Genomic DNA, 7,411 nt, shown 5'->3' with positions numbered 1-7,411 from the left:
TGGGCCGGGGCTTCGTGAAGATTGGTGGGGCGGAGACCGACCCGGAAGACATCCGCATGGTGGAAGAGGCCTGGGAAGAGGCGCGGCAGGCCATCCTCTCAGGCGAATGGGATATGGTGGTGCTCGACGAGATCAACTACGCCATCAGCTACGGCATGTTGGATCCAGCTAAAGTAGTGGAGACATTGCAGCAGCGGCCGGAGATGGTGCACGTCATCATGACCGGACGGAATGCGCATCCATCCTTGGTGGAGATTGCTGACACGGTGACTGAAATGCGCGAAGTGAAGCACGCGTACCAGAAGGGCATTCTGGCCCAACGCGGTATTGAATATTAGAGGACGGTTGAAAGGGTTTTCGGTAGAAGCACCAGCCTTTAGGCTGGTGAAATAAAGCGGCAAAATTCAGGGGCTTAAGCCCCGGTTCATGTACCAGCAACTGAGAGGGAAGGCATGTCCTGGTTTAAGCGGCAGGAAAACAAAATCGAGAGCGCCGGCGAGAAAACGGTCCGCACTGAAGGTCTCTGGATTAAGTGCGAGTGCTGCGAGCAGGTCATCTTTAAGGCCGATCTCGAAGCCAACTCGTGGGTCTGCCCCAAATGCGGCAACCACTTCCGCATCGGCGCGAGAACCCGCATCGAAATGCTGCTAGAACCGGGATACGAGATCGTCGATACCGAACTGAAATCAACCGATCCGCTCAATTTCAGTGACTTAAAATCCTACAAATCACGTCTGAAGAAAGCCCAGAAAGACACAGGCCTGAACGACGCCATCGTCAACGCCCTCGGTCAGCTTGGTCCTCATTCTGTCGTGCTTTCAGTCATGGAATACGCCTTCATAGGCGGCAGCATGGGGGCCGTTGTGGGCGAGACGATTGCCCGTGCCGTGGACCGCGCCTACGACATGCGCCGTCCTCTTATTATTGTTGCCGCGTCCGGCGGCGCGCGCATGATGGAAGGCATAGTCAGCCTGATGCAGTTGGCGAAAATCTCAGCCGCGCTGGCGCGCCTCGACAAAGCGAAGATTCCCTACATCTCCGTGCTGACCGACCCGACCACTGGCGGCGTGACCGCCAGTTTCGCCATGCTGGGCGACCTGAACGTGGCCGAGCCAGGAGCTCTGATCGGATTCGCCGGGCCGCGCGTTATCGAGCAGACCATCCGGCAGAAGCTGCCCGAAGGCTTTCAGCGGTCAGAGTTCCTGCTGGAGCATGGCTTTCTCGACGCCGTGGTGAACCGCAAGGAGATGAAGGCGTATTTGATCCGGGCCTTGGATTTTATGAAGCAGTAGCGACCGAAAGTCCTTCAGCCAGCTCTTTGATCTTCACAAGAATGTAATCGTCGCCCTTCAGTGTGTCTTCGTAGCGCTTTTGTCCTTCGACAACTTTGGAATAATCGCCTTGAATGATCTCGAGGACAAGCCCCTCGCCCTGTTTCCGGATTTCGTAAATCATAGTCAGGTAATTCGCGGGAATATCCGGCACAGCAGGGTTGTTGGGGTCGATGCAGGTGTATTCGAGACGGCGCGGCGCATCGGCTGTCACCACATGCCCCTTTACATAGAGCTTGCCGTCCGCAGCGCCTTTCCAAAGCAGCGGCGACCCCGGCTTCCAGTCCGTCTCGGCCACGCAGCCGAACATATATTGAGGGATCAGCGTGTTGTCCGTGAGCACTTTCCACAGCGCTTCCGCCGTGGCGTTTACTTCAATCGATTTGCGAATGAACAGTTCCGTCATGGGGACAATCTAAACTGGAAGCCGCAGGCAGGATTGGAAAAATGCGACAGAAAGACGCGGACGGGCTGCCGACCCGGTATGAAAACGAAGAGTCGTTCGATCCGGCATTGGGCCAGCCGCGCGGCGTTTTGCTGCGACCACCTCCGGCTGCGGGAAGGTTCCGCCATGCGCGGTTGAGCGCTGCGCCGGAACTCGCTGCGTGGATTGACCACTACTGGATGGTGAGCTGGGACTTGCGCGGTTGCGAGCCGCGCCTGGTCGAGAGCCTGCCGCACCCGAATGTCCATGTCGTTTTTGAAAAGCCTGAATCAAGCGCATGGGGCATCTCAACCTGCAAGTTCTCGCGCACACTCGAAGACAAGGCGCACGTCTTTGGCGTCAAGTTTACGCCTGGCGGCTTTTTCCCTTTTTTCGGAAAACCGGTTTCATCGCTTGCAGACCGATCTGTTCCCATCGAGGAAGTCTTCGGGCGCGAAGTGCGCGAACTGGAACGCGCTATTCTCGCAACCGAAGATGCAGAAGTGATGAACACCGCAGCCGACGCGTTTCTGCTTGAACGCAAACCGCAACCGGACGAGAAAGCAGACCTGGCGCGGCAAATGGTCGAGCGCATCCTGCGCGAACCGGACATTCTTGCCGTAGACGATTTGGCAGAGCGTAGCGGCATCAGCGTGCGCGGAATGCAGCGCCTCTTCAGCCAGTATGTCGGCGTCAGTCCGAAGTGGGTCATCCGTCGCTATCGTCTGCATGAATTGCTGGAGCAAATGCACTCCGGCAAGCGTCTCGACTGGGCGCAGCTTGCAGTCGGACTGGGGTACTTCGACCAGGCGCATCTTATCAACGATTTCAGGTCCATCACTGGCTACGCTCCTACCGAATATCCTGGTCTTGAAATGGCGAAAGACAACGGTGCTGTGAAACGGGTATGATGCCTTAGAAAATCGCTTTACTGTGATGAACGTTCGAACAGAAATTACATCATTAAACAAGAAAAACAGATCCTTCCCCTTCGTTCCACTCAGGGTCAGGATGACAAACCTATCTATATTGCTAACCCTTGCAGCGGGTAGCCTTGCCGCAGAAACCGGAGAAGCAGGCTGGCTACGCTATGCTCCTGTGAAGGATGCGCAGTATGCTTCCCTGCCTCAGTCTGTTGTCTCGCTTGACCATACCGTGCTTGCCGCCAGCGCTGACAGCGAACTGAAGCGCGGCGTCCACGGCATGCTGGGAAAGAGCCTGCGTGATGAATCAAGTCTCAACTACGGTGAAGACGCATTTGTACTTGGCACAGTTACAGAATTACAGTCGCGCTTTCCCGAAATACGCGCAACCCTGCTTACCGGCGATGGCTTTTGGCTAAAGACAGTCCATCAGCGAGGCCACAACTACGTCCTCATTGCCGGAGCCAACGAGCGCGACATTCTCTACGGCGTGTTCGGGCTGCTGTCGCGCATCGCGCGGCTTCAACAGGTTTCCAATCTCGATAACAAAGAATCTCCAGCAGCGCCGATTCGCTGGGTCGATCAATGGGATAACCCGAACGGCACTATCGAGCGCGGCTACGCGGGCAGGTCGATCTTCTTTGATAATGGCCACGTCCGCAGCGACCTGACGCGCGTCAGCGAATATGGGAGGCTGCTGGCCTCGGTGGGCATCAATGGCTGCAACGTCAACAATGTCAATGCCGCGCCTGATGTTCTGAGCAGCGCGTCACTCAAGGAATTCGCGCGCATAGCCGATGCCTTCCGTCCCTGGGGCGTGCGCATGGCGCTTTCGGTCAACATCGCCAGCCCACAGACGGTCGATCATCTCGATACGTTCGATCCACTCGATCCGCGGGTGCAGGCCTGGTGGAAGAACAAGGCTGACGAGATCTACAGGCTTATTCCCGATTTCGCCGGGTTCACGGTCAAGGCCGACTCCGAGGGCCAGGTCGGGCCGTCAAGCTATGGACGCACCCCGGCCGACGCCGCGAACACGCTGGCCCGTGCGCTGAAGCCGCATGGCGGGGTCGTGCTTTACCGCGCGTTTGTCTACAACCATCACCTTGACTGGCGCGACCCCAAGGCCGACCGCGCCCGGGCGGCTTACGACATCTTCCATCCGCTCGACGGCAAGTTCGACGACAACGTGGTACTGCAGATCAAGTATGGCCCAATTGACTTCCAGGCGCGCGAGCCGGTCTCGCCGCTGCTTGGCGGGCTGGAGCAGACGAACGAGGCGATGGAGATCCAGATCACGCAGGAATACACAGGGCAGCAGAGGCACCTGTGCTTCCTCATTCCGATGTGGAAAGAGGTCCTGGACTTCGACCTGCACGCCAAGCTGTCAGGCACGCCGGTCAAAGAGCTCATTGCGGGCAAGTCCTTTCGCCGTCCGCTGGGCGGAATGGTCGGCGTGGCCAATGTCGGACTCGATGCGAACTGGCTTGGGCATCCGCTGGCCATGGCCAATCTCTATGGCTTTGGCCGGCTGGCCTGGAGCCCAGACCTGACGCCGCAGACCATTGCCGAGGAGTGGACGCGGATGACTTTCGGCAACGATCCTCTGGTGGTCAAGACCATCACAGACATGCAGCTTTCGTCATGGCACATTTATGAGAGCTATACCGGGCCACTCGGCGCAGGCACGATGACGGACATCACCGGGCCGCATTACGGACCGGGGATCGAATCAGCCGAGCGCAACGGCTGGGGACAGTGGTTTCGGGCGGATCATGAGGGCATTGGGATGGATCGCACTGTCGCGACGGGCACGGGCTACATCGGGCAATACCATGAGCCGGTGGCCGCGATGTATGAGTCGCTGAAGACGTGCCCGGATGCGCTGCTGCTCTTCATGCACCACGTTCCGTATAGCTACAAGCTGCATTCGGGGCAGACCGTCATCCAGTATGTCTATGACTCGCACTACTGGGGCGCCGATGCAGCGGCGAACCTGGTAAAGCAGTGGGAGACGCTGAAGGGCCGCATCGATGATGAGCGGTTTAACGCAGTACTGGAGCGGCAGATCTATCAGGCGGGGCACGCCATCGTGTGGCGCGACGCCATCTGCGAGTGGTTCCTCAAAATGTCCGGCATTCCCGATGACAAAGGCCGCGCCGGACATCATCCGAACCGCGTCGAGGCCGAGTCGATGCACCTCGACGGCTATATGCCGGTTGACGTCACGCCGTGGGAGACGGCATCGGTCGGCAAGGCTGTTGCCTGCGACCGCGCCTCCGGCTGCTCGGCGTCGTTTACCTTTGAGCGTCCTGCAGGCCGCTACGACCTGGCCGCTCAGTACTTCGACACCAACAACGGCGTCGCTCATTTCCGCCTGCTGGTGAACGGCAAGGTCATCGATTCGTGGGCGGCCGACAACGATCTGCCGTCGGCGAAGATGAACGGCCATACCAGCACCCGACACACGACCCAAGGGGTCGAGCTCAAGCCGGGCGACAGCGTCCGTATTGAGGGCGTTCCAGGTGGCGGCGATCAGGCTGGGCTCGACTGTGTCGAGGTCGAGTCCCCCTCACCCCCTTGTGCGTAGTTCTTTGAAAACACGATGGTTACGATTTCAGCCTTGTAAAATCCTGAAAACAAAGCCGGTTCGGAGCAACTTCTTTGTTATCAATAGGAAGCCGATCCGCTATTGCCGGGTGGGCTTTTTCTGTTCCTGATTTTATTTTACAGGATTCATCGGGGAAACACGCCAAGGTTGGCTTGTTTTAAGTGATTGAAGGGATTGGAGTTATATTATATTTTCGGCCCGGGGTCTTGACAAACGGATTATCCACATCTGTCGGGATGTAGTACTGCCCCACCCAAGCCTAAAAGAGGGCATCCACTCATTGGTGCGCTTATCCTGCAAACCCACATCTCAAAATCGAGATGTGGGGCATCCGGCTGCTCATTTAGCTTAAACCTCCGCTAGTCGTAGTCCACGCGACGGAGAGGCGGACGTGACCACTTCATGCGATTCCGAAGAACTTCTTAAACTGCTCCATAATTTCCCAAACCACGACGAGCGTGGCTGGGATGGAATTGGAGGCTATCGCAATAACGTCTCCATCCTTGACGCCTATCTCAAACGCGAGTTGTGTTTTCACGCCTATTTTAGGACCACGAAAAAAGTTCCCTATTTTGCAGGTTCCGATTTTGCTCTGATCTTCGAGAATTCCGCCGCTTTCAAAGATCAATTCATCAACCGTCATCCCATTAGGGGGCGAAAGTTCAATTCTTCCACTCATCGGAATGGTTCCTACGATGTGCAGCCGTCGATGCCTGTCGATCACAGACCATCGGTTCAAGATGTCCAGAATTTGACTCAAGGGATAGGTGCCGACGTTGTTCGTGATCACAACCTTCTTGTACGGCTGTATCGATTCAATGTAGGCCCGCAACTTGTCCGGCAATGGTTCAATGCGCCGTTCAGAATTTCTGAATTCGGGGTCGTCGGTACAAATGGGAAACATGACCGCCTTCTCCTCCTTGGCGGTGAGTTTTCCCTTATGGATGAGAGCTGCATCATAGACGCAGGAATCAAGAGCAGCGCGGAGTTGGTAAAGCAATTCTCCAAACTGCAAGGAGAACTGCACGAACCAGTCGCTTTTGACTGGCTTGATGAAGATTTCCCCTGCCCCATCGTCTTGAAAATCTATCCAAGTGGTATATGCGCTACCTGTATCAAGACCGCGCCAGAGTTCTGCCAACGCCTTACCCTGGTCAGCCACCCTGTCAGTACGCTGCCTACAGGTTTCGAATGTGACGAACATGTCTCAGCATTATAGGCGGGTGGTCCACATCCCAAAGTTCGCCTCCAACAAACGAGGGTACCCCCACGTCTCGGAGAGACGTGGGATTCGGTGGTTGCACGCTCTCGACGTACAGCCGTCCATTCCGATTCGATTTCAACTGTGCCCGTGTGTCCCATCAGGTAGTGACGAAAGCTCGACCACGGCCAGTCCCAAGGCCTTAACCAGACCTCGTCACCGGATTGCGGTGCATATATCGCAGCTTCTCGATTCGTTTCTTCTCCGTGTAAACATTGAAGTCGTAATACCGTGCCTGCCAGAAGGGCCACTCCCCGAACTGTACCGCTACTGACAGCTTCAGCGCCTGCAAAACTTTGCTCAGTAAAATCATGCGAAGGGTGTCCTGAGGAGATGCGCCTATCCTGCAAACCCACCTCTCTGCGAGATCCTTCGACAAGCTCAGGTTAGGGCTATTGGGCACCCTCTTGGGACCTGTGCCACCCGCCTCCCCGCTTGCCTTAAACTGGCTCGGAATTGGAGCCCCGAAGAAAATGGCAAAGCTCGTGAAGGCCGGCAAGTACTACCTGAACCCCGAAGCGATAACAGTGGTCCATTCCGAAATCAACCCAACCGAAGGAACCGAGGTGTGCGAGATTCACCTTGTGAATGGAGGCCCGCTTAATCTCGACATGAGCGCTGAACAATTTGCCGCTCTCGTGAATTCTCAATAGCTTCGTGGAAACGCTTCAGGCAGGCCCCAGGGCATGTGCCTGAGTTTAGCTTTCTGAACTAACCCCACTCAAGCCAAGCTTGAATGGGGCACCCGCAGGTCCTTCGACTGCGCTCCACTTCGTTGCGCTCCGCTCAGGATGACAATTTCGGTTATGTGCAGATAATCCCATGTCTCTTCAAGACATGGGGCACCCAGATTATTTTGTA

At 56.5% G+C, this 7,411-nt stretch carries 8 protein-coding genes; 5 read left to right on the top strand and 3 right to left on the bottom strand.

Annotated elements, in window-relative coordinates:
- Both VEV40_RS20590 and accD read left to right on the top strand, forming a co-directional pair.
- The coding region (locus VEV40_RS20590) for a cob(I)yrinic acid a,c-diamide adenosyltransferase (RefSeq protein ID WP_324834957.1) at positions 1-338 on the top strand (338 nt) is incomplete at its 5' end.
- A 114-nt stretch (positions 339-452) separates the two neighbouring features.
- The gene (gene accD / locus VEV40_RS20585; protein WP_324834956.1) at positions 453-1,292 is read left to right on the top strand and encodes an acetyl-CoA carboxylase, carboxyltransferase subunit beta; all 840 of its coding nucleotides are present in this window, start codon (positions 453-455) and stop codon (positions 1,290-1,292) included.
- Here the strand turns inward: accD and VEV40_RS20580 are convergent.
- The gene (locus tag VEV40_RS20580; RefSeq protein ID WP_324834955.1) at positions 1,279-1,737 is read right to left on the bottom strand and encodes an SRPBCC domain-containing protein; all 459 of its coding nucleotides are present in this window, start codon (positions 1,735-1,737) and stop codon (positions 1,279-1,281) included. The two genes, accD and VEV40_RS20580, sit on opposite strands and share 14 nt — an antisense overlap.
- A gap of 41 nt (positions 1,738-1,778) precedes the next feature.
- Here VEV40_RS20580 and VEV40_RS20575 point away from each other — a divergent pair, with 41 nt between their 5' ends.
- Positions 1,779-2,666 (top strand): AraC family transcriptional regulator, encoded by an 888-nt coding sequence (locus VEV40_RS20575; RefSeq protein ID WP_324834954.1) that lies wholly within the window; start codon positions 1,779-1,781, stop codon positions 2,664-2,666.
- A 100-nt stretch (positions 2,667-2,766) separates the two neighbouring features.
- Entirely contained in the window at positions 2,767-5,268 is a 2,502-nt protein-coding gene (locus tag VEV40_RS20570; RefSeq protein WP_324834953.1) for an alpha-glucuronidase family glycosyl hydrolase, read from the top strand.
- Between the two features lie 421 nt (positions 5,269-5,689).
- Here VEV40_RS20570 and VEV40_RS20565 read toward each other — a convergent pair whose 3' ends face one another.
- Both VEV40_RS20565 and VEV40_RS20560 read right to left on the bottom strand, forming a co-directional pair.
- Positions 5,690-6,451 (bottom strand): hypothetical protein, encoded by a 762-nt coding sequence (locus VEV40_RS20565; protein WP_324834952.1) that lies wholly within the window; start codon positions 6,449-6,451, stop codon positions 5,690-5,692.
- A 241-nt stretch (positions 6,452-6,692) separates the two neighbouring features.
- On the bottom strand, positions 6,693-6,863 hold the full coding sequence (locus tag VEV40_RS20560; protein ID WP_324834951.1) for a hypothetical protein: 171 nt from the start codon (positions 6,861-6,863) through the stop codon (positions 6,693-6,695).
- A 160-nt stretch (positions 6,864-7,023) separates the two neighbouring features.
- On the opposite strand from VEV40_RS20560, the gene VEV40_RS20555 reads away from it, so the two are divergent.
- Positions 7,024-7,203 (top strand): hypothetical protein, encoded by a 180-nt coding sequence (locus tag VEV40_RS20555; protein ID WP_324834950.1) that lies wholly within the window; start codon positions 7,024-7,026, stop codon positions 7,201-7,203.
- Positions 7,204-7,411: the final 208 nt, after the last annotated feature.

The organism is Alloacidobacterium sp. (genome assembly GCF_035631355.1).
GTDB lineage: Bacteria > Acidobacteriota > Terriglobia > Terriglobales > Acidobacteriaceae > Alloacidobacterium.
Note: the sequence above shows the minus strand (reverse complement) of the source record. Positions and strands in the feature narration are given on the sequence as shown.